Source organism: Desulfobulbus oligotrophicus (genome assembly GCF_016446285.1).
Classification (GTDB): domain Bacteria; phylum Desulfobacterota; class Desulfobulbia; order Desulfobulbales; family Desulfobulbaceae; genus Desulfobulbus; species Desulfobulbus oligotrophicus.
The window spans coordinates 1,540,732-1,565,471 of record NZ_CP054140.1 but is presented as its reverse complement, the minus strand read 5'-3'; the positions used below and the strand labels follow the sequence as shown (position 1 = coordinate 1,565,471).

The window sequence follows — 24,740 nt, the reverse complement described above, 5'->3', positions numbered from 1 at the left end:
AACGATTCAATCTTTGGTTGAGCAACGAAACAAGGTACAATCCTCTGCTGTAAAAGAACAGAAGCCGCGCCATGCTCAACGCTCACACACGTTGTACGACGCAACGCCATTGACCACAGTCCGGAGGCCATATGTCCAGCAGTCTGGGAACCCTGTATAAAGTCACCACCTTTGGCGAATCGCACTGCAAGGGTGTCGGTGCTGTTGTTGACGGCTGTCCGCCCGGACTGGAGCTTACCGAGGCCGACATCCAGCCGCAACTCTCCCGCAGACGTCCCGGCCAGTCCGACCTCTCAACCCCCCGCCAGGAGGCGGACCAGGTCACGATCTATTCCGGAACCGAGTTCGGTCGCACCCTGGGCACCCCGATCATGCTTCTGGTACATAACAGGGACCAGCGGCCACAGGACTATGGTGAGATGAGCAATATCCCCCGCCCCTCCCACGCTGATTTCACCTACCAGATGAAATACGGTATCCGCGCCTCCAGCGGCGGCGGCCGCTCCAGCGCCAGGGAGACCATCGGTCGGGTTGCAGCCGGTGCCATTGCTGAGAAATGGCTGCGCGAGACCTATGCCACCGAGATCGTGGCCTGGGTCAGTGCGGTGGGTGATATTGAAGCTCCGCCTGCGGACATCGAACAGATCAGCCGGACCGAGGTCGACAGCCAGACGATCCGCTGCCCGGACCCGGCCACAGCCGCCCGTATGACCGCCCGCATCAGAGAGGTGCTGGATGCCAAGGATTCCACCGGTGGGGTGGTGACCTGTGTCTGCCGCAATGTACCCGTCGGCTTAGGGGAACCGGTCTTTGACAAACTGGAGGCGCGTCTGGCCCAGGCCATGCTTTCCCTGCCGGCCACCAAGGGCTTTGATATCGGCTCCGGATTTGCCGGTACCCGCCTGTCCGGCAGTCAGCATAACGATCCTTTTATTCAGAAAGGTACAACGCTGGGCACCCGCACCAATTACAGCGGCGGTGTCCAGGGCGGGATCAGTAACGGTGAGCCCATCATCTTCCGGGTGGCCTTCAAACCAGTGGCGACCATCGGCATAGCTCAGGAAACTGTCGATTTTGACGGCAAGACAGTAACCCTTGCAGCCAAGGGACGACATGACCCCTGCGTGGTACCCCGGGCCGTACCCATCGTCGAATCCATGGCGGCGCTTGTTCTCATCGATATGGCGCTCCACCAACGATCACGCCGACCCGGCACTCTAGACCTCCGGGGGTGAAATGCCTGACAGACCAGCCTCAATCCTGGTTGTTGACGACTCGCTGATCAACCGGAAGATCCTGTACAACCTCCTTTCAAAGGCAGGCTATGAGGTCGGACTGGTTGGCGGTGGAAAGGAGGCTCTGGCGGAGATTGCCCAAAAGCGGCCGGATCTCCTGCTTCTTGATATCCTTATGCCGGAGATGGATGGACTTGAACTGTGCCGCTTATTGAAAAAACATCCTGCAACCTCTGAGATTCCGATCATCTTCATCTCTTCCCTGGACAATACCAGTGACAAGGTCAACGGATTTGCCGCCGGTGGCGTTGACTACATTACCAAGCCGTTTCAGCCATCGGAAGTTCTGGCACGAATCAGCACCCATCTTAAAATCTGTCGCCTGCAGCGACAACTGACCGAAAAAAACCGGCAACTGGAACTGGAAAAGCAAAAATCCGAAGCCTTGCTCCTCAACGTACTGCCTGCTCAGGTGGCGGCGGAACTGATGGAAAAAGGTTCATGCACACCCCAGCACTATGCCGAGGTAACCGTCTGCTTTGTGGATATTGTCGGGTTCACCTCGGCGGCCACTCTTCTCCCCCCGGAAACCCTGATCAGTGAACTCAACGATCTTTTTACCGCCTTTGATCAGATTACCGAGGCCAATCTCTGTGAACGGATGAAAACCATCGGGGACGCCTACCTCTATGTTGCCGGTCTTCCCGAACCCAACCAATACCACGCCCAGCATGCTGCAACTGCAGCCCTGGAGATGATCGCCTACTTAACCAGGCGAAACGAAACAGCCAACCACAGGTGGGAGGTACGGATCGGCATTCACACCGGACCGGTGATCGGCGGAATTGTCGGGACCAAGAAGTATCTCTACGATATCTTTGGTGATACGGTCAACACTGCCGCCCGTTTGCAGACACTCTCCGAGCCCATGCGTATCAACGCCTCCCACGCGGTTCGCTCCCGCTTGAACCGCGATTTTTGTTTTTCCTGTTCAGCTGAAGTCAATATGAAGGGCAAGGGTTTCCAGCTCACCTGTTTTCTCGAAGGAGAAAAACAACATTGAGGACAAGAAAAAAATCAGAGCGCCAACCCGGGGTCTTCCCTGTCGGGCGGCCCCACCCCCTGCAGTGCCGTGATACCGATAAAGACACTGCAGTTGTTTATCTGAGGACTGATCGTGGCCAAACGCTGGAACATCGCTGATCTGATTGACCTCCACTACTTTTTCAAGATCGATGAGGAGATAGAAAAACGCGAAGGAGCAGCGGCTCTCAACAAACGCGACAGAACAATCTATCTCACCGCAATTAAACCCCGGCGATCCGAACACACGACAGAACACTCAAACTCCCTGCTGGTCCGGGAGTGGGTAAGCAGCCGTCGGCACCAGTATCAACATGCCGGTGAACACGAAGACACGCCCTTGCCCGGTGCAATCTGGCGGGAGTTCTCCTTTTTCTGCAGCTGGCTGATCCTGTTGCTGGGCCTGTTCACCGGTCTGAGTGCAGCCGGCTCTCTTCTCCTCTACTCAGGCACTGCACCTTTAAATATTTCCCTGTACTTCGGTCTCTTTGTGCTCCTCCAGCTCGCACTGCTCGGGGCACAGGGTGCACTCTTCATCTACCGTGGTCTCTGCCAACGCTCATTGACATCCTCCATAACCTATCGACTGATAAACCGCCTGTTCATACGCGCTTTGAACTGGCTGTACAAAAAGATGCACCCCCTGCTGACAGGTCGACAGCGCCTTGAAATGGCCTCGTTTACCAGCGGGATGTATCAACGTAAGGAGCTGGCAGCACTGTTTATCCGGCCGGGTTTCATCTTTCTGCAACTGGGTGGTATCGGCTTTAACATCGGGGTGATCATTGCCACCCTGGCCAAGGTAACTTTTTCTGATATCGCCTTTGCCTGGCAGTCAAGCCTGCAACTTTCCGCTGAGACAATAGCTGCCCTTGTCCAATGGACGGCCCTGCCCTGGTCGTGGTTTCTTCCCGCGGCTGTGCCGGGTCTTGAGCATATTCAGGGCAGCCGGATAATACTGAAGGATGGCATTGCGCATCTTGCCACCACTGATCTCATCTCCTGGTGGCCTTTTCTGGTCTGTGCCGTGCTGGTCTATGGATTACTGCCCCGATGCGTCTTACTTGTTGCAGGTCTGATCTACCAGCAAAAAGCTGTGGAGCGACTTTACGGCAACGATCTGAAGACCCGCAGGCTTCTGCTGCGTATGACCACTGCACAGGTTGACACCAGTGGCATGCTGGAAAAGACGTCTTCCCGAAAATCGCAGAAAGCAGCGGCTTCCTTGTCTGTACCGGCAACTCCGGCAGACAGACCAATGGAATCGAGCCTGGATTCCATTGGCGAACAGTGGTATGTGTTCATCCCGGATGAGCTTTTCGACGACTGCCCAAAAAACCTTTTACGTGAATATCTGCGAAAAATAGAACCCCATGTCAGTTTTGGCTGGATTCGTTACGACGGCCTGGAAACGCTGCAAACAGCGCGCGACAACGAACTGGATGCTCAGAACATCGGCGAGATGACAGCCGGTATCTTCATCCTTCAGGAAGCCTGGCAGCCGCCACTTAAAGAGACAGAACAGATGCTGCGCAACCTGCGACTGCTGATCGGCCGCCATAAACCCATCATCCTGCTCCTGATTGGTCGGCCGACACCGGCAACCATGCTGACACCGGTTGATCTGCAACACCTGCAGATCTGGACCAAGAAGATGCAGGTCGTGGGAGACGCCTTTCTCGAAGTACGCCCCCTGATACAGTCATGATGTCACAGATACCCGAATTCGCCATCATCGGTCATCCCAACGAAGGGAAGTCCTCTGTTCTTTCAACGCTTGCTGAAGATGACTCGGTGCGGGTCAGCCCTGTTCCCGGTGAAACGGCTGTCTGCCGGACGTTCCCTGTGCGCATCGACGGCCGGACTATTATTCGTTTCATTGATACCCCGGGTTTTCAGAATCCACGTCAGACCCTCCGCTGGTTACAGAACCATGAAGGACCTGAGGAGTTATTGCCCGCATTCATTCACGCCCATCAGGACAACCCGCTCTTTGCCGACGACTGCGAACTGCTCAGGCCGGTGGCGGCGGGAGCAGGGGTTATCTTTGTGGCTGACGGTTCGCGACCGCTGAGAAATGTGGACCAGGTGGAGATGGAAATCCTTCGTCTCAGTGGTGCCCCCCGTATGGCAGTGCTCAACTGCAAAGAAGAAGAAAGTGCTTACCAGGAAAAATGGCTTGCCACCTTTCGGCAACATTTCAATGCGGTTCGGATATTTAATGCCCACCGGGCCACCTATCGGCAACGGATTGAGCTGCTGGAGAGCCTGAAAAGCATTGATCAGCAACTGGAACCAACCCTCCGATTCGTGATCAAGGCCTTTAAGGAGGACTGGAAAGCACGCAATCAGCGTACTGCGGCCCTTGTTGTCGCATTTCTGCAAGACGTGCTCTCGTATCAACGGGTAAAGCCCTGTCCAAAGGGCCGGCAGGAATCCCTGCGCACGGAACTTCATCAGCAATACCTCACCTATGTTACTGATCAGGAACGCAGGACCCAACAGGCAATCCGAAAACTCTTCAAACACAACATCTTTCATCTCGACCTGCCCCCCCAGTCCATCCTGGAAGAAGATCTGTTCAGTCAACGCACCTGGAAATTTCTCGGCCTGACCGATCGTCAGCTTATTCTGGCCGGGGCCTTACTCGGTGCAGCGGCCGGAGTCGGCATTGATGCCGCCACCATCGGTACCTCCTTTGGGATATTCTCAGCAGTCGGAGGTCTGATCGGTGCCGGTGCCACCGCCTTGAAAGGCAAGGAGCTGCTCAGCGGCTCACGGCTCCTGGGGATGAAGCTGGATAGTGAACAGCTGCAGGTGGGGCCGGTCAACAACATTCAACTGCTTTATATCCTCCTTGACCGAAGCCTGCTTTTCTATCAGCATGTTATCAACTGGGCCCATGGCCGCCGGGATTACAGGCAAGACCCGGCGCTGTTACAACCGGAAGGGGGGAAAGAAGGTTTCACCAGCCACTGGAGCCGGGAGCAGCTGGGTATCTGCGATCAGTTTTTCCAGACTGTACGCAAAGATCAAATCGAAAAAATTGATGAAACCGCCGCACTGCTTGTGAACATGCTGCTCAACCAGTTCACTGAGATTGCTGAAGATCGGATGGTGCAGCAGGCACCACGGCATTTTTTCTCACAAACCAACAAACAGTAAATACTGCCTGCCAATGTCACCACGCCTTCTGCTCATCAACTGTGCCAGCCCCTATTTCTTCTACATCCCCATGGGATGCTTCGGTCTCTGCGACCTTCTCAGCAGACAGGGAGTCGAAACCCGTTTGTTTAATCCGGCACTCTACTCTCAGGATACCTTGCACAAACAACTCACCAGGGTGCTCACCACACTGCAACCCACCCATGTCGGGCTGGCCTGTCACTGGCAGGAAACAGCCCATGGCCTGCTGGAAGCCCTGCAGCTGGTCCGGAACTGGAGCAACACGGTTTTGACCTTTGCAGGCGGGTTCACAGCCTCTTATTTTGCTGACGATCTTCTGCGCAGTGTCCCGGCGCTTGACTGTGTCGTGACCGGCGATCCGGAAGAACCGGTGTTGCAACTTGTTCAAGGCCACGCCAGGCAATCAATTGCCAATCTGGTCTGGAGAGATACGGAAGGGACAGTACGACGCAACGATAGCACGTGGTTAATCGACCAAAAGTTGTTTGATCAGCTGACCTTTACCGACTGTTCACATCTGCTCGACGCTGATATCTATATCGATAAAATCAACAGCAAGCTCGGCTTCCCCCTCCTGCTTGGCCGCGGCTGTATTTTTGACTGTGCCTACTGCGGCGGCAGCCGTCATGCCTTCCGACTTCATTCCGGTCGCCCCCTCCCCATTGTACGGGCTCTCCCCTCAACCCTTGCCGACCTGCATCAGCTCAAACAGTGGACCACGGTGCTTTATCTCTGCTACGAAAACGACCCTGTCATGATCAAAACCTTGTTTCAGGCCATTGGTGATGATCCGGATCTGCGCGGCCACTTTACCCTCAACTATGGGGCCTGGCATCTTCTTGATGAGGAGTTTCTTAAGCTGTATCAGTACGCCTTTCACTGGGAAAACACGCGACCGATATTCGAATTTTCTCCAGAGGTGACCGTGAATACGCACCGGGAGAGAATCAAGCGGGGATATACTTATGAACTTGCAGCCATGGAAGATAACCTGCACACTGTGGCCGAGTTTTTTAACGGTAAGGTCCGGATAGAGATCTTCTTCAGCCGCTATCATCCAACCCTGTCCACCCGCGACCTGGAAGAGGAGATCAAAGCTATCCTCCTCTTTAAACATCGAATGATACGTGAGGGGCTTCCGGTGCATGTGCGCTACGATCATCTCTCCAGTGACATAGCCAGTCGGTACTGGGAGGAGCACCAGAAAAATCCGCGTGATTTTTCTCAATTTCTTTTATTAAAAGAGCAGGTTGACAGGGGAATTCGTTATCGTTTCCCAGTCGATAACCTCTGCTTACTGGTCCCACAGGCAGAAGAGGATTTTCTGGTCCAACACGAGGCCCTCCTGCTGGTTCTTGAACTGATCGAAAAGTACTGCCATGAGTTATTCCATATTCTACTGGCCTCTATGGAGACCCAATGGCTGCAGATCCTGTCAACAGTCCTCAAACCCTATCTGGCAGACGAGCAAGCAACCACTTTTTTCGCGGCACCACCACTGGTCTCCATTATCCAGGAACTGGGCAAAGAACTTGGCAGCAGTTCACTGCGCCGACCACCCTTTTTGCCAGATCTCATCCGGTTTAGTGTCAACAAACTCACCCTGGCACCTGAACCGGAAACCAGTACCCGCCCCGCGCTCTGTGATGCCGATAAGGTGCAGCTCGACCGCAGTCGCATGAGTATACACGAGCAGGATTATCTTGACCTCCTCCCCCTGCTGCAACAGTTGAGCTCCAGCGAACAACAGCCGATCCCCTACCAACGCACGGTCTGTCTGTTCACCGGCAGCGGCATCATCACCATACCCCACAGCTTTTACCGAGCCACACTCCGTCTGCTTGAGCAGCCCACCTCTATAGCAACATACCAGGCAGCCCTGGAACGAGACGGTCGTATCGATTGGCAACAGCACAAACAGTTCTTAAACCAGCTGTATCAGGAAGAGGCTCTGGTTACCATTAACGAAGCCGACATTCTCTTGCCCGGTTGAGGATACCCTTGTCCTGGAAGAGATGGAGGACAGCGGCTGGTACCGCAAAGTGTGGCAGTCCTTTGCCGTGCTTTTGCCCATCCAGACCGTGGGAGTCATGGGCAACAGGCTATGCCGGAGTATTTCTTGTCGGTTCACTCGAAAAGAAGTATCCGGCCGCTGTAAAATATTTCATCCGGCAATGGTTGCTGCCGCAAAAGGAACTGACCCCGATTCCAGGAACAAAAGAATGGAGACGATATCACCTGCATGAATCGCACGTTCAGGGCGCGTTGAAAAGAGCCGTATGGATGGCAAAACTCGTTAACTGCGTTAAATCGCACACTTTTCGCCACAGTTTCGCGACCCATCTTTTACAAGCTGACTACGACATACGGACAATCCAAACGATGCCGGCCCACACCGATGTGAGAACAACGATGATGTATACCCACTGCATACCAGGCAAGACGGCAAAAGAGGCAAAAAGCCCATTGGATTTTTAAGCATCATTTCATTGTGAAATATAATAGATTTGACATGTTTTTGTGCTATTATCATTAGCAATACTATTGAATGTATTAGCTGGACGATTCCGTCCAGCTAATACCTTGTTAGAGCGCGGAGTGCTGGCACCTCCTCATGGTCGAGCAAGTTCACCATCCCGCATTTCCGCAACCTGCCAACCCTCATGCTCCGATTTGGCGATTCCTGACTCGGCACAAGTTTGAATGGATGGTGAAAGAAGGTCGCCTTTTCATGCCAAACGCCGCGCACCTCGGCGATCCTCTGGAAGGTACGCAGCCGGTGGGGGGCTCAAACTACTGGCAGGCGCTAGTGGACGGCGCCGCATCAGAGGAGCAAAGACGCACGATCGAGCACAACCGACAGCTCATATCTCGGGTTGCCGCCGCATTCCGGACACGCTACTACGTGAGCTGCTGGCATCTCAATGATGCCCTCAATCCTGAAATGTGGACCCTTTACGCGGACAACTCAGAGTCGGTGGCGGTACGGACGACCGTGTCGAAGCTACGGGCGGCACTCCCGGCGTACGTAGATATCGGAGTCGTCCGATACATCGACTACACGACCGAGCGGCTGCCTACACTCAACATGCTCGAGTACATTACGCATAAGAACAAGATCTTCGAACACGAAAGCGAAGTTCGCGCGGTCGCAATGTATCCTAGTCGTCCTTGAAAAAGCCTTTTTTCATATTGCCGGGACGATCGCTCCGGCACCCTTTTTTTGCCCATCGAAGCGGCACCAGAGGACCAAAAGCAATCCGGTAAAAAGAAGAAACAACCTTTCCCTCAACTTCTTGAGGATCAGGCGGATATTGTGCCCTGCGCCGCAAAGCAGGGCATTGATGGTGTCACCCAACGTACCCAGCAGGTAATTGCGTCCAAGCTTGCCGTCCGTCTTCATGTGACCGATCACCGGCTCAACAGCGCTGCGCCTCTTCAGTTCTTTTTTCATTTGCGGCGTCATCCCCTGTCTGCGACCGGAGATCAAGACCTGCGGGTCTTTGAGGTTGTGACCACGGTAACCCCGGTCAACAAAGCTGCGCTCAACCAAACAACCCGTGATCCGCTGCACCTGCTCAATGGCCCTGCCCAGGGTGTGGCCATCATAGGGATTGCCAGGTTCAGCCAACATGCCCACCACGAAGTTGTCTCGATTGGCGGTGGCCACGCTCACCTTGACCCCGAACTCGTACTTCTTGTGTGCCTTGCCCTTGGCAATGCATTCGACTTCCGGTGCATGCAGGCTGTAGAGCTTGTTCTTGTCCTGTTTCTGCTGCGTCAACAACCGCCCCGCCAGCATAAGCTCCGGATGAAAAACAGGGCCAAGCGCCTGCTGCCCTTCGATCTTGCGCACAATGTCCCGATACACCCTGCCCAGATAGGTCTTCAGCCGTTTTACCTCCCGACGGGCTCTTCGGGTTTGGCGGGCGTGAAAATACCGGCCGGCCTTCAACAAGGCCTGACGTCCAAGACGGGAGTAACTCTGCCGAAGACGAATGCCCCAAACCGCAGCCAACTTGATCAGTCGTTCCCGACTGCGGTTGTACAATCGTGAATCGGTCGGAAACGCAATGGCCTTTTCCTGAACAGTCGTATCAACAATGACCCGCGCCAAACTCGTCGGTGCAACCGCTCCACTCGCCAAGCCCGCCTGCACAGTCAGCTTCAGGATCAATTCCGATCCCTGCTCACCTATCCTCTTCCGCCAGCGACTCAACGAAGACGGATCGATCGGTAACGCATGACAAAAGTACTCTTCCCCGCAGAAATATTGATGGTACGGGTTCTCCACCCACCGCCGTACTGTCTCTTCGTCCGACGTGTTGAACGCATGACTCAGGTAGGTCAGGCCTACGAGCAAACGAATCGGGAGCCCCGGCCGGCCTTCCTCAGAGTACAGCTTGCCAAACTCGCTTTCAAACACTCCCCAGTCAATCAGTCTGCTTAGCTGGTACAACTCATGACGATGGTTGAGAATACTCTCCAGACGGTTACGGAACATGTCCAACTGGGGGCTGGAAATCTGCTTCTTCGGCTGCATCGAAAATCACCAGAAATTGAAGGGGAAAAGTGCAATATCCTGCAATTTACAGTGCTATACTTTTCATCATTTATCTATATATTTCAGAATATTAAGAGTTTTTCACGGACGACTATCCTATCGTCGAAGGATTAGACCAGCAGCACTTTCGAAATAATCACTTTGAAGCCGAGAACAATCCGGACTTCCGAGTGTTCGCGCCACCCATCCAGCTTTCCACAACTGTTGATCTTGTCTTCGTGCACCCAAGCGCACCAGCGGCTTTTCTTGAGGCAGCGCGTTCGCTATGTCACGAGCATGATCTACCTGCTCCAGAGCGCGCTGCATGGTAGGTTCTGCTTATCCGCGCTCTAACAACCGGTTGCAGGCGACGCGCATAAAGCCGCGCGCGCCTGAACCGGAACGTTGGGCCTCTTAAAAGACAGCGATACTATGCTCCGACACTTCATGATATTTCTCGCGGCTTGTTTTATTGCTTTCTGCAGCTCGGCATGCGGAGATCCAATTGCGAGTTCGCACATAGAGGCAAACGTCCCCACTTCAGGTCAGTTTTCCAGCCTGTTAGTCCGTGACCTTCAATCATATTTTCAGGCACCACGCGTCGACTATGAACTTCTTCGCCAAAGGCCTACCCAAACCGGCATTTCCTATCCCAAGTATTATATTTGGGTGAAAGTTCGCAACTCCTTCGGTGGCCTTGTAAGCGAGGGCGCAGTACGAGTGGCTGCTATTGATCAAGTTCGCTTTGAGGTAACCAATTTCTTAGCCGCTCAGGAAATCCGTGCTGATCCTACGACAGTTCAACAAGTATTTCCTCGCCCACTTGTTGAAAGCATCCTGTCTCGCGCAAAGGCCGCACAATGACGCCGAGGCCCAACCCTTAGAAGGCCGGGTAGTTGCAGCAAGGATTGTGTTGCTGCATCCCAGAAACAATCACATACCCTCGTGCCGTTCCATTCAAAACGACTTGGTCGTACCATTGCATGCCGGAGTCAGAGCCAGGCTCGCCCGTCCCCTCGATCATACGATCAGGAATTTCTGTAGACTGAACCCCTGCCGGTTCTTGAGCATGAAATAGACGGCTCGGCTGAGCTTCTGCGCCAAGACGGCTGAGAAGACAGCGAGGGATCTGTTGGTAATTTCTGATGATGGCGTATCACGACGGCTATCAACGGCCAATAAAAAAACCCGCCTTCCTGTTCAAGAAAGGCGGGTTTGTAAAGTCTGATGGTGGAGCTAACCGGGATCGAACCGGTGACCTCTTGAATGCCATTCAAGCGCTCTCCCAGCTGAGCTATAGCCCCTTACGTCAAGGTTTCAACCATGTACCATGCTTCATCAGAAGCTGTCAAGTTTTTCTCAATTCTTTTTCAAACATGCACCATATCAATTGCCAAGCAGGGGTTCAGCTGGTAATGTACACCGTTTATTTATCCATGACGACCATTATGGCGGCCCCGGATTTTCCCACATCGTTCTTGTGAAGGCAGGTACCGCCACTACTCCTTATCTATAGGTGCTACCGGAATGTTTTCTCCGCTTAACTTTCTTTTTGGTTGGCTCTCCAATGATCTGGCCATCGATCTTGGAACCGCAAACACTGTACTGTATGTCAAAGGAAAAGGTATAGTACTCCGTGAGCCATCGGTGGTGGCTGTACGTAAAGACGCTCGGGGTAACCGGGTACTGGCGGTGGGCATGGAAGCCAAGCAGATGCTCGGCCGCACCCCGGGAAACATTGTTGCCATCCGCCCGATGAAAGAGGGAGTTATCGCTGATTTTGAAGTGACCGAAGCCATGCTGCGGTACTTCATCAACAAGGCCCATAATCGACGAACTCTGGTGCACCCCCGGATCATCATCTCCGTGCCCTCCGGCATCACTCAGGTGGAAAAACGGGCTGTACGGGACACCGCCGAATCCGCCGGAGCCAGGGAGGTCTATCTGATAGAAGAACCGATGGCTGCGGCGATTGGCGCCAACCTGCCCATCACAGAACCGACAGCCAACATGATTGTTGACATCGGTGGCGGCACAACCGAAGTAGCGGTTATCTCACTGGCCGGCATTGTGTATTCGAAATCTGTCCGGGTTGCCGGTGATAAGATGGATGACTCCATCCTGCAGTACATCAAACGCAAGCACAACCTTGCCATTGGTGAACGTACTGCCGAAATGATCAAAAATACCATCGGCGATGTAATGCCGGAAGAGCCCTACCAGACCATGGAGATCAAGGGACGCGACCTGGTCGCCGGTATTCCCAAAACCCTCACCATCACCTCTAAAGAGATTCTGTCCGCCATTGCCGAACAGGTCGACGTCATCGTTGATGCCGTGCGTATCGCTCTTGAGCAGACACCACCGGAGCTGGCAGCTGATATTGTTGATCAGGGAATTGTGCTCACCGGTGGAGGTGCTTTGCTGAAAAATCTTGATACCCGGCTGAAACTTGAAACCGGCATGCCGATCATTGTGGCGGACGACCCGCTTACCTCAGTGGTTCTCGGTTCAGGACGCGCCCTGGATAACATCAGTATCCTGAGAGAAATCGCCATCGAGTAGTTCACTGGTGACACATTCCGGGACAGGGCATCTTGCCCTGCACTTTACCGCTGCAATGGTTTCCGCTGTTATTCCTCTCTCATGAGAAAAAAAAGCAACCGAAAACGGAGCGACCGTTACCGGCTCTTCCGTATCATCATCTTCGTCGGACTGTTGACGACCCTGGCGTTCATCTTCCTGTTCTCCACACTGAGCAGCCAGACCTTCGGACCACTCCATAAACTGGTCCTTGAAATGGTAGGCCCAGTGCAGAAGATAGTCACGGTAAGCAGTAATCACGTCGAAACCTTTAAAAGGGAGTATGTTGATATCCTTCAGGATAGCTTGCGTCTTTCTGAAGAAAACAAGCGACTCCTTAAACAACTCCAGGACAAAGAGGTCCTGCTCAACAGAAGCCGCGAAGCTCTGGCAACCAACGCCAGTTTGCGCCGGCTGCTGGAGTTCAAAAACACCCTTGATCAGCAGCAGTCTGTCCCTGCCACCATTGTTGGTAAAGATCCGTCGGCAATGTACCGCTCCGTCATTATCGACCAGGGAGCGAACAAGGGCATAACCAAAGGAGATCCGGTGATCAACAGTGACGGTGTGGTGGGGCAGGTGTTTGCCGTCACGCCCAATTACGCAAAAGTCCTGCTGGCAATCGCACCGTCAAGCGCCATTGATGTTCTCCTGCAGAAATCCCGTGTACGTGGTATCCTTAAAGGGAATGGCACGCTGACCTATCGTCTTGAATATATTTTAAAGACAGCTGAAGTTGAAGAACAGGATTATGTGGTAACCGCCGGCTACGGAGGGGTTTTCCCAACCGGTCTGCAGGTGGGGGTTGTTTCAAAAATCATTAAAAAATCCCGCGGTATGTTTCATGAAATTGAGGTGACGCCTTCGGTGGATTATCAGAAACTGGAGAATCTGCTGATACTTGAGCAACCGAAGTCCAGTGAAATCGAAAAGATGGAACAGCAGTAATCGTTCAATCCGTCTCCTCAACGCATAGCCTGACATCTTTATGTGAACAGTGCCGGTACCGGCACAATCAGGGAAAAGTGGTAATGGTTGTTGTATTTTTTATACTTGCCGGCATCTTACTGGTGGTGCTGCAGACCACAGTCTTCATGCCTTCCCCGGTTTCATCTTTTTCGCCGGATTTACACTATGTCTTTGTCGCCTATCTTGCCCTCCGTCTTGATCTGGTGCGCAGCCTGCTTATCCTCTTTCCACTGGTGTGTGTCCTTGATGTTCTCTCCGGAACAGTGCTGGGAACCTATGCTCTGTCGTGCTTCAGCGGATACTTTCTCCTGCAGCAGATATCCTCAAAACTGCCTGTGAATGAACTTTTATACCAGATCCCCTTAATATCCCTGATCTATCTTGCCGTTTCCTGGGCACTCTATCTTTTCCTGGAATTCTTTGCTCCAGGTCAACAGGCTGCCTGGGCCTGGTGGAAAATGGTTATCCACATGGTCCTCGTTGCCGGTGCAACGTACCCGTTATTTTTTCTTTTTGATCTTCTGCAGAAATATTCTCATCGAAATTTTCTGCCTCGCAATAAATTGCGGTTACGCAGTGATAACCGCCGCCGACGGACAACGTGAAACGATTCGATTTGTGCAGGTAATGACGTGACAGTCAGAACTCATTTACGCAGCAACACAAAACACCCTGGTCAACAGAACCGTAAAAGGGTCGATTCCCTACTGGATGCGGAGTTGACATCCGGTGACAAACATCCGCAGCTCCCGAAAAGGGATGAAAGCGATTTAAGTGGTTACAGAAAAAAAGCGCTCTCCTCCCTTATTCTCGTCGTCCTTTTCTTTGCGATTATTGTCAGCCGTCTCTGGTCTCTGCAAGTGGAAAAAGGAGAGCAGTACAGCCGGAAAGCCGATTCCAACCGGGTTCGTTCTATTGAAATTGCCGCTCCACGGGGAAACATTTACGATCGTAAAGGCCGGGAGATTGTCACCAACAGACCGTCATTCAATGTCGTCTGGATACGGGAAAGCAACAAGATCAACGATGAGTGGCTCAAACATCTTACACGGCTGCTTCAGCAGGACACCACCACCTTACTTGAAAAGATCCGTAAAATGGCAGGTACACCCGGCCATATCCCTGTTCGGCTGGCTGAAGATATCGATTGGGAAACCGTGGCAAGGATTGAAAACAACCGTATGCACCTCCCTGAAATTAAAATCCAGGTTGTACCGCTACGCATCTATCACTACGGCAATCTGGCCTCTCATCTGATTGGGTACATGGGGGAAATCAACAAAGATGAATTGGACAAAGCGGATAAGACCCTGTACAGAGGTGGCGATCTTATAGGAAAAATGGGGCTGGAACGCCTGCGGGAATACGATTTGCGGGGCGAAAAAGGCCATGATAACATGGAGGTCAATGCCCTGGGGTTTGAACAGCAAACCCTGAAGGGAGACGAGCCCATGCCCGGCAATGATCTCCACCTGACCATTGATGTTGAACTGCAAAAAGTCGCTGAAGAAGAAATGACCGCAAACAACAGGGCCGGTGCCGTGGTCATGATGGAAGCAAACACCGGCAGGTTGCTTGTCCTGGCCAGTGCTCCGGAACTTCATCTTGAAGAGTTTGTCGGCGGTATTTCCCAGAAATCCTGGAAAGCAATGCTGGACAACCCGCTCCATCCGCTGATCAACAAGGTGGTGCAGGGCCAGTACCCGCCTGCATCAACCTACAAAACGGTCACTGCTTTTGCCGGCCTGGCTGAAGGTGTCATCACGCCGGACACCCCGGTTTTCTGTCCGGGATCCATGCGGTTTGGTAACCGGACCTATCGATGCTGGAAAAGAGGAGGGCATGGCAGTGTCAGTCTTCGCCGGGCTCTGGCTGAATCGTGCGATGTCTATTTCTACACCGTTGGTCTTAAGCTGGGCGTTGACCGACTGGCCAGATATGCTAAAATGTTCGGCTTGGGAGAGAAAACCGGCGTTGAAATGGAACACGAAAAACCTGGTATTATACCGAGTTCCGACTGGAAAAGAAAAAAATACAATGTCAAGTGGCATGAGGGGGAAACACTCTCGATCTCCATTGGTCAGGGATACGACCTGACCACACCCCTGCAGGTTGCCCAGATGACCGCTGTTATTGCCAATGGTGGAACGCAGTTTAAACCCGCAGTGGTTGAAAAGGTGATCAACGCGGATGGTCAGGTGGTCAGTGCCTTTCAACCTGAAGTTCTTGCCAGAATGCAGGGGCAGGGACGCAACCTGAAACGGGTGCGGGAAGGTATGATCGATGCTGTCAACAGTCGCAGAGGGACCGGTCGGGAAGCTCAGGTCAATCCTGAGCACGGAATCATCGTCGGCGGCAAGACCGGCACTGCCCAGGTGGTCCGTCTTGCCCAGTATATGCATCTGAAGGAAGAGGATATCCCTTACAAGTACCGGGATCATGCCTGGTTCACCTGCTTTGCACCGGCTGTAAATCCCGAAGTGGTCGTCACCGTCCTGGTTGAACACGGTCTCCATGGCGGCTCAGCAGCAGCCCCGGTTGCCGGCAAGCTGCTCAACAGGTACTTCAACGACAAGTTTGCCGAGCAGGACGAAAGTAAGCCCCCTCAGTCAACCCGATCGGGGAGCCAGGTCGTTCTCTCACAAGACATGATAGCAGATCAGGAATCCCTCTCACCGGCGGACACTGATCCTGACAGAATCAATCCCCCCGGGCAACCTCACGAGGCTCGACAGTAATGAATATGTTTCATTTTGACCGACGTCTTCTGCAAAATTTTGACTGGGTCATGCTGATGATGCTCTTCATCGTCGCCACTCTGTCTTTCATCAACCTGTACAGTTCGACGTACATCCCCGAAAAAGGAGCCTCACAGATCTTTTACAAGCAGTTGCTCTTCTTTACCTTCGGCCTAGCAACCATGCTCCTCATCCTTTTTCATGACTACCATAAAGTCATCAAACTGAGCTATGCGCTCTATGCGGCCATCCTGCTATTACTGTTGTACACCCTGCTGTTCGTCAATCCCATATCCGGAGCCCAGCGCTGGATTGATCTTGGTTTTTTCAACCTCCAACCCTCTGAACCGGCAAAACTCTCCCTCATTCTCGTACTCGCTGCCTGCTTTGCCAAAACCGATGCGCCGGGCGGGTACCGCCTGCGTGATCTTATCAAACCCGGGATTCTTATAGCGCTGCCCTTTGTGCTGATTCTTAAACAGCCGGATCTCGGCACGGCACTCATCTGCTGCATCCTTTTCGTTTCCATGACCTTGTATGTCAGGCTACGCTGGACAACCCTGGTCATTCTCGGCTCCATGGCTATTGGCAGTGTTGTTTTCGCATGGAAATTCCTGCTCAAAGATTATCAGCGCCAACGCATTGAGACCTTCCTCAATCCAGAGGCTGATATCATGAACCACGGCTACCAGATCGAGCAGTCTAAAATCGCTGTTGGCAGTGGCAAGATGTTCGGCAAGGGGTTCCTCGACGGTACACAGGGGCACCTCCAATTCTTACCGGAAAAACATACGGATTTCGCCTTTGCGATCTGGGCTGAGGAGTGGGGTTTTGCCGGCTCTCTGTTTCTGCTCAGCTGCTATTTCTTTTTGCTGATCTGGGGATTGAATGTGGCGATGTCAGCCAAAGACAAGCTGGGCTCTATTCTCGCCTTTGGCTGTGTTGCCCTGATTTTCTGGCAGGCTTTGATCAACCTGTTTATGATAATGGGCTTTTTACCGGTGGTTGGTGTACCGCTGCCTATTTTCAGTTACGGTGGGTCTTCGCTGCTGACCACCATGGCGGCCATTGGTCTTATCATGAATGTACGGATGCGCAGCTTTCCTGTGCAGGGCGGTCAGCAGTAACCTGATTTCAGTCACTCAGGCTGCCAAGAACCAGGTTGCGGAGACCGGAAATAAACCGGGGATCAACGTTGAGAGCCGTGGTCATGGCAAACCCCATGCCCAGGTCTTCAGCTGTCCGTCGGTACTGTATATCGATCTCATACAGCGTCTCAACATGATCTGAAACAAAAGAGATCGGGACCACCAGCACATTAGTGCACCCCTCTGCTGCCAGAGTTGTCAGCATGTCGGGTAACGACGGCCCCAGCCACTCCACCGGACCACTTCTGCTCTGATAGCACAGATGCCCCTGAATACCGGTACATGTTTCAATGGCTGCAATGGACTGTTGCAGATGATCCACGTAGGGATCCCCCTCGAGAATAAACTGCACGGGTAAACTGTGCGCACTGTAGACCACCCGCACGTCCGCCCCATTAAAACGTTGCACACCAGCCAGAATTCTATCGGCCAGACAGGCGATAAACAGTGGTTCGGTCGGCCAGGAAAGAACAGTGCGAACAGGGATGTGCCAATTGAGTCTATCCATCGACTGCTGCAGATCGGACAGGGATGAACCCGTGGTCGCTATGGAGTAATGAGGATACAGCGGCAGTGTTACAATCTCCTCAACCCCGAGCCGTCTCATCTCCTGGAGTATTTCCGCCGCAAAGGGATGCCAGTAGCGCATACAGGGCCGGACGAAAAAACGACCATCCTCCTGCAACAGCTGTTCAAGTGCACGGGCCTGTTCTTCTGTTGTCTTTCTGATGGGTGAGCCACCGCCGATCTGCGCATAATTTGCTATGCTCTTCGGAGCACGGCGACGGGCAATAGCCCAGGCGATCGGCCTTTGTAAAAAAGACGGCCCCAGTCGAATAATCTGCCGATCGGAAAACAGATTATACAAGAACGGCCGAACATCTTCAGGACGTTCCGGGCCACCAAGATTAAGCAGGACAACTCCTGTTACTCTCTGCATTTTCATGGCCCCACCATACAGGTCTTCACAGGCTACCGTCAAGAAAATGTGCTTCTCTCTTGATTTCTCCAGGGCTCAATGGCTATATTACAGGCATGGTTACCTGTATCCTTTCAGAATCACTCGCTTCTCTCCCTCTTCTCTCCTGCTCTGTCACGTCCTTCCCACTTATCTGTCAGGAAACAAAGAACCTGAGAACCGGTGAAGATTGCTCACAAGAGGATACAGCGCACAACCTTAGGCAACGGCATAGGGCCGTTGAATCTTTCTTTGTGGAGGATGCTTATGGAATTGAAAATCGAAGCCAAGAATCTGGACCTTCGGAAAAGCTGGCAAGAAAAAATCGACGAGGAGCAAGCTAAGCTGATTCGCCATTATGCCAATCTGGTTTTGCACCTGCGAGTAACCATTGAGGCCACTCCAGGATATAAGGAAGGTGGACATGAGGTCCGACTTGTGGCAGCTGTGCCCAACGACACCGTTGTCGTTAAACGTCGGGGTGAAAATGTTCGACCGTTGCTGGTTGAAGCCTTTGATGTTCTCGGTGGTCGGCTTAAAGAGATTGTCAGAAAGAAACAAAGCCATAAAACCACAAAGACGCAAGGCGCTCCTGCCAACAACAAAACCTCGGGAGTCGTCCGCAAAATTGTGCCGGACGAACTGTATGGATTCATTGTAAGCAGCGACAATACTGATGTATTCTTCCATGCCAGCAGCCTGAAGGATGGCACACTGGACGACTTGGCTGAAGGTGATGAGGTGACCTTTGCCATGGAAGAAGGAGATAAAGGGCTGCAAGCAATCTGGGTTCGGGTGGGCAAGGACTGAAACCTCGCCATACATCTGCATACAACCTGTTCTTTTTAAAACCTGCCGTGCAGACGGCGGGTTTTTTTATATCTGGTACACCCTGACAAGCTCTGCTAAAGTCGATTTGTTTAAAAAAACAGCAGTGCGCACGGCATTTCCCGCACCCACATACGACAAAATCTATCTGCCGGCGTCCTGATACATCTTCATTCCCATTAGTTCGCGGAGACTCCATGTCTGCACCTGCAATCTATCTCATTGACGGCAGCGCCTATATCTATCGGGCCTATCATGCAATTAAGCCGCTTTCCAATTCCCGTGGGCTGCCGACTCATGCAGTGTATGGATTTGCCGCTATTCTCCGTCGGTTGATCAGGGAACGGGCCCCGGAGTACCTGGCGGTTGCTTTTGATACCCGGGGACCGGTGTTTCGTCATCAGCTGTATGCAGACTACAAGGCCAACCGCCCGCCAATGCCTGATGACCTCGCTCAGCAGATTCCATATATACGCCAACTTGTTCAGGCGTACCGTTTTTGTCTGCTCGAACAAGAGGGTCAGGAGGCAGATGATCTGATTGCTTCTGTTGTCACCCGGATGGTCCAACAGGGACACAGGGTCGTCATCGTCTCAGGTGATAAAGACCTGTTACAACTCGTCTCTCCCCATGTCAGCCTGTGGGATCCAATGAACGACAGGGTAATGGATGAGACTGCTGTGCAATCGAAATACGGTCTGCCCCCTTCCCGGCTTCTCGATTATTTTGCCCTGACCGGTGACAGCTCGGATAACATTCCCGGTGTTCCCGGGATCGGCCCCAAATCGGCACTCAAACTGCTGAACGAATACGGTAGCCTGGACAACCTGTATGAACAGATCAAAGACATGAAACTGTCAAAGACCATGGAAAAGGTGAGAGATCATCAGGATGCAGCCTTTCTGTCCCGTGACCTGGTCCGCCTCAATACAGCAGTCGGCATACCGACCGATATTGCCAGTTATCATATTCTTCCACCGGATAGCGAAGAGCTGCGCCGGCTTCTCACTGAATTAGAATTTTATTCACTGCTCAAAAATCAGGCTCCTGCAAAAAAGATCACGACTGCAAACTTTCATCTTGTCCAGACAACGGCGGAGCTAGAGGCAGTGGCCCGGCGATTATCCGGGGTGCAACACCTGGTGCTCGATACGGAGACCAACTCGTTGAACACCCTGCATGCTCAACTGGTTGGGCTGTCACTTGCCGATCATGAAGGGAATGCCTGGTACTTTCCCTGCGGCCATCGTGACAACGCCGGCCAACTGCAGCCCGGTCAACTGCAGCTGAGCCAGCTTATCCGCACCATTCAACCACTGCTGGAAGATCAGCATATCACCAAAATCGGACACAATCTGAAATTCGACCTGGCTGTCCTTGCCCTTCCCGGAAATGGAGGCATTCAACTCCGCGGACCACTGTATGACACCATGGTCGGTGCCTGGCTTCTTGATCCGGATCGCCATTCTTACAGGCTTGACGATCTTTGCCAGGAAATTGAACTCCAGATGACCAGTTATCCGGAAGTAACTGCTGGTGATAAAAAGGAAGACGCCTTCAGCCGGGTCGAGCTGGAGGCTGCCAAAAACTACAGTTGTGAAGATGTATACGGTGCACTGCAACTCTATCGCGAACAGCAGCCGAAACTGGATGAGGCACAGCTTCTGTCACTGATGGAAGATATGGAAGGACCGCTGATCCCGGTACTGGCTGCCATGGAACAGGCAGGTATTTTAATTGATACAGCGCTTCTGACGCAGCTCTCACAAGAGTTTGAGCAGCGCTTAGCTGTTGAAGAACAGGCCATCTATGCCTCGGCAGGGATGGCATTCAACATCAACTCACCAAAACAGTTGGGTGAAGTACTCTTTGAAAAACTACAGCTGCCCAAGGGACGCAAAACAAAAACCGGCTGGTCAACAGATGTCAAAGTACTGGAGAACCTCAGTATGACGCATGAACTGCCGGCCAAAATCCTCCAGTACCGTAACCTGGCCAAACTCAAATCAACCTATGTCGATCGATTGGCCAGCCTGAGTGATCCGGTGACTGGTCGGGTACACACCTCATTCAACCAGTGTGGAACAGCTACCGGCCGCTTGAGTTCGAGCAATCCCAATGTGCAGAACATTCCCATCCGTACCGAAGAAGGACGGCGAATTCGCTCCGCATTTGTAGCTGCTCAGGGTTCCTGTCTGCTCTCGGCGGATTACTCCCAAATCGATCTGCGCGTATTAGCTCACTACTCGGAAGATGCTGCCCTGTTGACCGCCTTTCACAGTGGCCAGGATATTCACAGACAGACCGCGGCGGAAATATTTTTTGTGAACCCGGAACTGGTGACCTCAGAGATGCGAAGAGTAGCCAAAACCATTAACTTCGGTATCATCTACGGTATGTCCAGTTTTGGCTTAGCCAGCCAACTCCACCTGAGTCGAAAAGAGGCACAGACTTTTATTGACCGCTATCTGGCTCATTTTTCCGGTATAAAGGAATTTATGGCCTCAGTGCTCACACAAGCCAAAACAGACGGCTATGTCACCACGCTTCTGGGTCGCAGACGGCTTTTACCGAACATCAGCAGCAACAACAGGGTACAGCGTGAATTTGCAGAACGTACGGCGATCAACATGCCCATTCAGGGCACTGCAGCCGATATCATCAAGGTGGCTATGCTACGGGTGCATCATGAACTGGAACACCGTCAACTCCAGGCCAGGCTCCTGTTACAAATCCACGACGAACTGGTTCTGGAAGTCCCTGACAACGAACTGGACGAAGTGACCGCACTGGTTCAGCAGCAGATGGAAGAGGCGATGCCTCTTCGGGTTCCCCTGGTGGTACACGTCAGTCACGGTCAGAATCTAGACGAAAATGCGTAACACCTCAAAGCAGTCAACCCGGATATACAAATCCACTGACCCAAAAAGACCACACTTCAATCTGTTCGTAAAAACGGTACAAAAAGCATCTTTTCTCCACTTTCCCGGAAAAAAATGTATCTTCAGTCAGCACAATACGGAGAAAACTGAAAGAATGTACCGTTACCGATTGATGTTCCGTTGTTTATCAATGTGGAATGCTTTTTGAATAGATTAAAACAAAACCACTGTATGGAGGTGTTATCATGAACTCGCGGGAAGCCATTCGAATCCTGATGCTCAGTCCACTCTACTTTCGTCTTCGTCTACCCCAGCGCTGGCAGCTGGTACGCGAATACTGTCGCCTCTTTAACAGTACATCCATCTGATATGACTCCCTGATTTTTTACTCTCACAGCGATTACAAAAGAGGACAAACCGGCCTTAACTTCTAACCGGTATCAAGCAGCTGATCACTTCAACAGTTGATTGACCGTTCCCCCCAAAAAAAAGAATACTCCTTCAAATTCTCCTGTTTTATTCGCCTTTCAGGGCCGGATTGCACAGGAAACAGTCTGTCCCCTCCCCTTGTCTTTCAGTCCGGGACAACATGCGTATACGATATTTTTCGATACTTAGCGCACTGTTACCGTGTTCAGCCAAAATCTCAACCTGATCAGAGATCGCCGGTTGATCAACCTGCCGGAAGGGATGCAGATCTTAGCGTTCGAGGACGCGAGTACGCAGATTAAACCAGCAACTGCGTTAACAAACAGCCTGAGCCAACAACTGGATGGAGGGATGTTTCGAGTTTACAAAAAAGTACAGGGGGACTAATACAGACACGCATTCTGCAGTGGCTGAAAGTCAGTATGGTATTGATCTGAACAAGGCCTGTCAGAAACAGGTAACCGTCAAAGTACAGGAGAGTGAAAAATACTCAAAAATTGAACAGAAACGTGCAGGAAACCGCTGAGGCCGCCACCTGGATGCGCACCGTTCCCGCTGAAAAAACGATATCGATGACGTATCGTGTCCAGGTCAAACTGTAAGGTGTCGATTATGGCTGAAGCACAACCTTCCCACAATGCTCCTTTTGGCCTTAGGCCAGCCTGCCAGTTCCTGTTTACTCAGGTACGCTGCCCCAGGGGAACAAATTCGCGGGCAGGTGAGCCGATATAGATCTGACGAGGACGATATATCTTGGTCTCCGGATCTTCACGCATCTCCTTCCACTGCGCAATCCAACCAGGTAATCTTCCCAAAGCAAACATAACCGTAAACATATTGGTTGGGATCCCCAGGGCGCGGTAGATAATGCCTGAATAAAAATCGATGTTCGGATAGAGATTCCGACTGACAAAATAGGGGTCATTGAGCACGATCTCTTCAAGATTACGCGCAATATCCATGAGCGGATCTTCAAAATTGAGAATCGTGAGAATACCATCGCACGCATCTTTAATAATTGTTCCCCTTGGATCAAAGGTTCGATAAACACGATGTCCAAATCCAGAAAGACGGAAAGGATCCCTGCGGTCTTTTGCCTTGGCGATATATTTTTTATAGTTATTGTTATCCTTATGAATGGCTTCCAGCATATGAATAACCGCCTCATTGGCGCCGCCGTGCAGAGGTCCCCACAAGGCATTGATGCCTGCAGAGATGGAAGAGTACAGATTTCCTCCGGAGCTGCCAACCAGGCGGACGGCCGAAGTTGAGCAGTTTTGTTCGTGATCTGCATGAAGAATCAGCAGTTTATTGAGGGCGGCAACGATCTCCGGAAGAACAATGTACGGTCTGACTGGTGTATCGAACATCATGTTCAGAAAGTTGCCGCAGTAGGAGAGGTCATTTCGAGGGTAGACCAGAGGCTGCCCAATGGACTTCTTATAAGAAAAAGCGGCAATGGTACGAATTTTTGAAATGAGTCGGCTGGCGGTCAGATCAATATTTTCCAGCGGATCAGCACTCATTTCCGGGTAAAAGTTGTGCAGGCTGTTGACCATCACCGACAGGATCGACATCGGTGAGGCATGGGGCGGAAACTTGTCTAAAAAATGTACCATGTCTTCATGAATAAGGGCATGCTCTTCAAGCATGGTACGAAAATTTTCCAGCTCCACCCGATTCGGCAGCTTGTTGTGGAGCAACAGGTACGCCACCTCGATGAACAGACAGCGGGATGCCAGGTCCTCAATGTTGTACCCGCGATAACGAAGGATACCTCTATCACCGTCAAGATAGGTAATAGTACTGCAGCAGGAGGCTGAATTCTTGTATCCGGTATCATACACTGTGTACCCGGTATCGACTAATAAGTCGCTGACATCAATGGATTTATCTCCCTCGATTCCTTCAAGAATAGGTAAATAATGAGACTTACCATCAATGATTAACTCTGCGGTTCGGTCGAAGAAATTTTCTTCAGGCATCACGATGTCTCCAAGACACGGGAATAGTTTCAGGATATAATCCCGCTCAACCAAAGAAGATATGGGCGGTATTCACAATAAAGAGGAAGTCGTACATTGAAACAAAAAGAGGAGTCGATCCGGGACTCCATCTGCAGTTGTTTGTCATACCCCGCTCAAGCAGCACGCTGCAC

General features: G+C 52.1%; 18 protein-coding genes, 1 tRNA gene and 1 pseudogene. 16 read left to right on the top strand and 4 right to left on the bottom strand.

Annotated elements, in window-relative coordinates; all coding sequences use genetic code 11:
* Positions 1 to 131: 131 nt before the first annotated feature.
* The 8 genes and pseudogenes from aroC (at position 132) to HP555_RS06990 (ending at position 8,679) form a co-directional block, all read left to right on the top strand.
* Entirely contained in the window at positions 132 to 1,235 is a 1,104-nt protein-coding gene (gene aroC / locus HP555_RS07020) for a chorismate synthase (protein ID WP_199260936.1), read from the top strand.
* Position 1,236: 1 nt separating this feature from the next.
* Entirely contained in the window at positions 1,237 to 2,298 is a 1,062-nt protein-coding gene (locus HP555_RS07015) for an adenylate/guanylate cyclase domain-containing protein (protein ID WP_199260934.1), read from the top strand.
* Positions 2,299 to 2,412: 114 nt separating this feature from the next.
* On the top strand, positions 2,413 to 4,026 hold the full coding sequence (locus HP555_RS07010) for a DUF2868 domain-containing protein (protein WP_199260932.1): 1,614 nt from the start codon (positions 2,413 to 2,415) through the stop codon (positions 4,024 to 4,026).
* Complete coding sequence (locus HP555_RS07005; protein ID WP_233249100.1) at positions 4,023 to 5,483, top strand: GTPase/DUF3482 domain-containing protein; 1,461 nt, start codon at positions 4,023 to 4,025, stop codon at positions 5,481 to 5,483. The genes HP555_RS07010 and HP555_RS07005 overlap by 4 nt, the downstream gene beginning before the upstream one ends.
* A gap of 13 nt (positions 5,484 to 5,496) precedes the next feature.
* Positions 5,497 to 7,497, top strand: coding sequence for a hypothetical protein (locus tag HP555_RS07000; protein WP_199260930.1), 2,001 nt, complete (start codon positions 5,497 to 5,499; stop codon positions 7,495 to 7,497).
* Position 7,498: 1 nt separating this feature from the next.
* Positions 7,499 to 7,603: pseudogene (locus HP555_RS14355) on the top strand (GMP synthase (glutamine-hydrolyzing)); the annotation flags it as partial.
* Complete coding sequence (locus HP555_RS14275) at positions 7,560 to 7,982, top strand: tyrosine-type recombinase/integrase (RefSeq protein ID WP_408639826.1); 423 nt, start codon at positions 7,560 to 7,562, stop codon at positions 7,980 to 7,982. The pseudogene HP555_RS14355 and the gene HP555_RS14275, both read left to right, overlap by 44 nt.
* Before the next feature lie 136 nt (positions 7,983 to 8,118).
* Positions 8,119 to 8,679, top strand: coding sequence for a DUF2971 domain-containing protein (locus tag HP555_RS06990; protein ID WP_199260928.1), 561 nt, complete (start codon positions 8,119 to 8,121; stop codon positions 8,677 to 8,679).
* Between the two features lie 12 nt (positions 8,680 to 8,691).
* On the opposite strand, the gene HP555_RS06985 is transcribed toward HP555_RS06990, so the two are convergent.
* Together HP555_RS06985 and HP555_RS06980 are read right to left on the bottom strand one after the other, a co-directional pair.
* Positions 8,692 to 10,047 carry an IS5 family transposase gene (locus HP555_RS06985; RefSeq protein ID WP_199260926.1) on the bottom strand — a complete coding sequence of 452 codons (1,356 nt, stop codon included), beginning with the start codon at positions 10,045 to 10,047 and terminating at the stop codon, positions 8,692 to 8,694.
* A gap of 1,228 nt (positions 10,048 to 11,275) precedes the next feature.
* A tRNA-Ala gene (locus tag HP555_RS06980) sits at positions 11,276 to 11,351 on the bottom strand.
* Positions 11,352 to 11,574: 223 nt separating this feature from the next.
* Here HP555_RS06980 and HP555_RS06975 point away from each other — a divergent pair.
* The 5 genes from HP555_RS06975 (at position 11,575) to rodA (ending at position 17,464) form a co-directional block, all read left to right on the top strand.
* The gene (locus HP555_RS06975; RefSeq protein ID WP_199260924.1) at positions 11,575 to 12,612 is read left to right on the top strand and encodes a rod shape-determining protein; all 1,038 of its coding nucleotides are present in this window, start codon (positions 11,575 to 11,577) and stop codon (positions 12,610 to 12,612) included.
* Positions 12,613 to 12,693: 81 nt separating this feature from the next.
* Entirely contained in the window at positions 12,694 to 13,578 is an 885-nt protein-coding gene (gene mreC / locus HP555_RS06970; RefSeq protein ID WP_199260922.1) for a rod shape-determining protein MreC, read from the top strand.
* 83 nt (positions 13,579 to 13,661) lie between these two features.
* The gene (locus HP555_RS06965) at positions 13,662 to 14,204 is read left to right on the top strand and encodes a hypothetical protein (protein ID WP_199260920.1); all 543 of its coding nucleotides are present in this window, start codon (positions 13,662 to 13,664) and stop codon (positions 14,202 to 14,204) included.
* Positions 14,205 to 14,231: 27 nt separating this feature from the next.
* Positions 14,232 to 16,337 (top strand): penicillin-binding protein 2, encoded by a 2,106-nt coding sequence (gene mrdA, locus HP555_RS06960; RefSeq protein WP_199264445.1) that lies wholly within the window; start codon positions 14,232 to 14,234, stop codon positions 16,335 to 16,337.
* Complete coding sequence (gene rodA, locus HP555_RS06955) at positions 16,337 to 17,464, top strand: rod shape-determining protein RodA (protein ID WP_233249285.1); 1,128 nt, start codon at positions 16,337 to 16,339, stop codon at positions 17,462 to 17,464. Before mrdA ends, rodA begins: the two co-directional genes overlap by 1 nt.
* Before the next feature lie 7 nt (positions 17,465 to 17,471).
* On the opposite strand, the gene hemH is transcribed toward rodA, so the two are convergent.
* Entirely contained in the window at positions 17,472 to 18,431 is a 960-nt protein-coding gene (hemH, locus tag HP555_RS06950) for a ferrochelatase (protein WP_233249284.1), read from the bottom strand.
* A gap of 279 nt (positions 18,432 to 18,710) precedes the next feature.
* Here hemH and HP555_RS06945 point away from each other — a divergent pair, with 279 nt between their 5' ends.
* The 3 genes from HP555_RS06945 to HP555_RS14205 all read left to right on the top strand — a co-directional run bounded on the left by HP555_RS06945 (position 18,711) and on the right by HP555_RS14205 (position 22,521).
* Positions 18,711 to 19,253, top strand: coding sequence for an HPF/RaiA family ribosome-associated protein (locus tag HP555_RS06945; RefSeq protein WP_199264444.1), 543 nt, complete (start codon positions 18,711 to 18,713; stop codon positions 19,251 to 19,253).
* A gap of 215 nt (positions 19,254 to 19,468) precedes the next feature.
* Positions 19,469 to 22,153, top strand: coding sequence for a DNA polymerase I (polA, locus tag HP555_RS06940; RefSeq protein WP_199264443.1), 2,685 nt, complete (start codon positions 19,469 to 19,471; stop codon positions 22,151 to 22,153).
* A gap of 245 nt (positions 22,154 to 22,398) precedes the next feature.
* Positions 22,399 to 22,521 carry a hypothetical protein gene (locus HP555_RS14205; RefSeq protein ID WP_269846862.1) on the top strand — a complete coding sequence of 41 codons (123 nt, stop codon included), beginning with the start codon at positions 22,399 to 22,401 and terminating at the stop codon, positions 22,519 to 22,521.
* A gap of 741 nt (positions 22,522 to 23,262) precedes the next feature.
* Here HP555_RS14205 and HP555_RS06935 read toward each other — a convergent pair.
* Positions 23,263 to 24,567: a citrate synthase gene (locus HP555_RS06935; protein WP_199264442.1), complete on the bottom strand. Its 1,305-nt coding sequence runs from the start codon at positions 24,565 to 24,567 to the stop codon at positions 23,263 to 23,265.
* Positions 24,568 to 24,740: the final 173 nt, after the last annotated feature.

Coding starts and splice junctions, on each gene's coding strand:
- polA (WP_199264443.1), top strand. CDS start 19,469: ATGTCTGCACCTGCAATCTATCTCATTGACGGCAGCGCCTATATCTAT.
- HP555_RS06935 (WP_199264442.1), bottom strand. CDS start 24,567: ATGCCTGAAGAAAATTTCTTCGACCGAACCGCAGAGTTAATCATTGAT.
- HP555_RS07005 (WP_233249100.1), top strand. CDS start 4,023: ATGATGTCACAGATACCCGAATTCGCCATCATCGGTCATCCCAACGAA.
- HP555_RS14205 (WP_269846862.1), top strand. CDS start 22,399: ATGAACTCGCGGGAAGCCATTCGAATCCTGATGCTCAGTCCACTCTAC.
- HP555_RS07015 (WP_199260934.1), top strand. CDS start 1,237: ATGCCTGACAGACCAGCCTCAATCCTGGTTGTTGACGACTCGCTGATC.
- HP555_RS06990 (WP_199260928.1), top strand. CDS start 8,119: ATGGTCGAGCAAGTTCACCATCCCGCATTTCCGCAACCTGCCAACCCT.
- HP555_RS06945 (WP_199264444.1), top strand. CDS start 18,711: ATGGAATTGAAAATCGAAGCCAAGAATCTGGACCTTCGGAAAAGCTGG.
- HP555_RS06985 (WP_199260926.1), bottom strand. CDS start 10,047: ATGCAGCCGAAGAAGCAGATTTCCAGCCCCCAGTTGGACATGTTCCGT.
- rodA (WP_233249285.1), top strand. CDS start 16,337: ATGAATATGTTTCATTTTGACCGACGTCTTCTGCAAAATTTTGACTGG.
- mreC (WP_199260922.1), top strand. CDS start 12,694: ATGAGAAAAAAAAGCAACCGAAAACGGAGCGACCGTTACCGGCTCTTC.
- HP555_RS07000 (WP_199260930.1), top strand. CDS start 5,497: ATGTCACCACGCCTTCTGCTCATCAACTGTGCCAGCCCCTATTTCTTC.
- HP555_RS06975 (WP_199260924.1), top strand. CDS start 11,575: ATGTTTTCTCCGCTTAACTTTCTTTTTGGTTGGCTCTCCAATGATCTG.
- aroC (WP_199260936.1), top strand. CDS start 132: ATGTCCAGCAGTCTGGGAACCCTGTATAAAGTCACCACCTTTGGCGAA.
- hemH (WP_233249284.1), bottom strand. CDS start 18,431: ATGAAAATGCAGAGAGTAACAGGAGTTGTCCTGCTTAATCTTGGTGGC.
- HP555_RS06965 (WP_199260920.1), top strand. CDS start 13,662: ATGGTTGTTGTATTTTTTATACTTGCCGGCATCTTACTGGTGGTGCTG.